General features: G+C 67.1%; 2 protein-coding genes. Both read left to right on the top strand.

Features of this window, described 5'->3' with window-relative positions:
- Positions 1-1,089: AAA family ATPase (locus ACWD3D_RS35650; RefSeq protein WP_451464822.1), on the top strand; the 1,089-nt coding region annotated here is incomplete at its 5' end.
- Between the two features lie 208 nt (positions 1,090-1,297).
- Entirely contained in the window at positions 1,298-2,716 is a 1,419-nt protein-coding gene (locus ACWD3D_RS35645; RefSeq protein WP_451464821.1) for a sugar porter family MFS transporter, read from the top strand.
- The last annotated feature ends 101 nt before the right edge of the window (positions 2,717-2,817 follow it).

The following is a 2,817-nucleotide window of genomic DNA, read 5'->3' as shown; positions in this document are numbered from 1 at the left end:
AGATCACCTTCCCGAACCGGCCTCCGAAGGTTGACGCCATCGAAATCCTGTAACGTGGCCGCCGCGGTCGCGCACGGTGGCCGGCAGCTGCTCGCGCACGTCGAGGTGTCCGTCGTACGGGCCGAGGAGGAGCGTGCGGCGGCGGAGGCGGCGAAGGCCGAGGGGGAGAACGCGCTCTTCGCAGCGCGCGCGGAGGGCCGGGACCTCAAGGCAGAGCTGGACAAGCTCACCGACTCGGTGCACCGGGGCGAGGTGCTGGGTGCCGAGAAGCGGATGCGGGTGGAGCAGGTGGAGGCGAAGGCGCTGGAGGAGCTGGGCGTCGAACCGGCGGCCCTGGTCGCCGAGTACGGCCCCGGCCGGCCCGTTCCCCCGTCGCTCCCGGCCGAGGGCGAGGAACTGCCCGAGGACCCGGAGCACCCGCGCAACCAGCCCCGGCCCTTCGTCCGGGCCGAGCAGGAGAAGCGGCTGAAGTCGGCCGAACGGGCGTACCAGCAACTCGGAAAGGTGAATCCGCTCGCGTTGGAGGAGTTCTCCGCGCTGGAGGAGCGCCACCAGTTCCTCGCCGAGCAGCTCGACGACCTGCGGAAGACCAGGGCCGACCTCCTCCAGGTCATCAAGGAGGTCGACGAGCGGGTCGAACGGGTCTTCACCGAGGCGTACCAGGACACCGCACGCGAGTTCGAGGGCGTCTTCTCCCGGCTCTTCCCGGGTGGCGACGGACGGCTGATCCTCACCGACCCGGAGCACATGCTCACCACCGGCGTGGACGTGGAGGCCCGCCCGCCGGGAAAGAAGGTGAAGCGGCTGTCGCTGCTGTCCGGCGGCGAGCGGTCCCTGACGGCGGTGGCCCTGCTGGTCGCCATCTTCAAGGCCAGGCCGAGCCCGTTCTACGTGATGGACGAGGTGGAGGCGGCCCTCGACGACACCAATCTGCAGCGGCTCATCCGCATCATGGAAGAACTCCAGGAGAGTTCCCAGCTGATCGTGATCACGCATCAGAAGCGGACGATGGAGGTGGCCGACGCCCTGTACGGGGTTTCCATGCAGGGTGACGGTGTATCGAAAGTCATCAGTCAGCGTCTTCGCTGAATCTTCACGTAATTCCCCGGGCTGCTTCACGCGAATGGAAGGGGCCCGGGTAGGCGTGGACTCTCGTACGCGCCCGAATTCGACGATTGAACGGATGATCCCCGACGCATCCCCTGCGTATTCAAGTGGTGGCGATCTGTTTCGTATGCGCCACTTAAAGGGCTCATCCATCCACGTCTGACATTGCGGGCAGGCACCAGGAGTTCATGTGACCAGCAGAGTGCAAGGACCGGAGTCCGGAGCCAGGGGGGCTCACCCGGACCACATCGGGCACGTCATCTTCATCACGGCCGCCGCCGCGATGGGCGGCTTCCTGTTCGGCTACGACAGTTCCGTGATCAACGGGGCCGTCGAAGCCATCCGCGACCGGTACGACATCGGGTCCGGAACCCTCGCCCAGGTCATCGCCATCGCCCTGATCGGCTGTGCCATCGGCGCCGCTACGGCGGGACGCATCGCCGACCGCATCGGCCGTATCCGGTGCATGCAGATCGCCGCGGTGCTGTTCACCGTCAGCGCGGTCGGATCGGCCCTCCCCTTCGCGCTCTGGGACCTGGCGATGTGGCGCATCATCGGCGGCTTCGGCATCGGCATGGCCTCCGTCATCGGTCCTGCCTACATCGCCGAGGTCTCGCCGCCCGCCTACCGAGGCCGCCTCGGCTCCTTCCAGCAGGCCGCGATCGTCATCGGCATCGCCATCTCGCAGCTGGTCAACTACGGCATCCTCCAGATCGCGGACGGCGACCAGCGCGGCAAGATCGGCGGGCTGGAGGCCTGGCAGTGGATGCTCGGCGTGATGGTGGTGCCCGCCGTCCTGTACGGGCTGCTCTCCTTCGCCATCCCGGAGTCGCCGCGCTATCTGATCTCGGTCGGGAAGAAGGAGCGGGCCCGCAAGATCCTGGCCGAGGTGGAGGGGAAGAACGTCGATCTGGACGCCCGCGTCACCGAGATCGAGACGGCCATGCACCGGGAGCACAAGTCCTCCTTCAAGGACCTGCTCGGCAGCCGCTTCGGCTTCCTGCCCATCGTCTGGGTCGGTATCGGACTGTCGATCTTCCAGCAGCTCGTCGGCATCAACGTCGCCTTCTACTACTCGGCGACGCTGTGGCAGTCGGTCGGCATCGACCCGACGGACTCGTTCTTCTACTCGTTCACGACCTCGATCGTGAACATCATCGGTACGGTCATCGCGATGGTCCTGGTCGACCGGGTGGGCCGTAAACCGCTCGCCCTCACCGGCTCGGTCGGCATGGCGATCGCGCTGGCCTTCGAGGCGTGGGCCTTCTCCGCCAAGCTGGTCGACGGGAAGCTTCCGAACACGGAGGGCACCGTGGCGCTGATCGCCGCCCACGTCTTCGTGCTCTTCTTCGCCCTGTCCTGGGGTGTCATCGTCTGGGTCTTCCTCGGCGAGATGTTCCCCAACCGCATCCGTGCCGCCGCTCTCGGTGTCGCCGCGTCCGCGCAGTGGATCGCCAACTGGGCCATCACCGCGAGCTTCCCGAGCCTGGCGGACTGGAACCTCTCCGCGACGTACATCATCTACACCTGCTTCGCGGCCCTCTCCATCCCCTTCGTGGTGCTGTTCGTGAAGGAGACCAAGGGCAAGGCCCTGGAAGAGATGGGCTGACCCGCAGGACCTGCCCGCACGCTCCGCCCCGCTGCCCCGGCCCCGGCTCCGGTGGCGGGATCGCCCATGGTGAAGATGTCCAGCAGAGGCAGATACACCGC

The sequence above is a fragment of the Streptomyces sp. NPDC002690 genome (assembly GCF_053592415.1).
The sequence above is the reverse complement of the archived record's forward strand: the minus strand, read 5'-3'. Positions and strand labels throughout refer to the sequence as shown.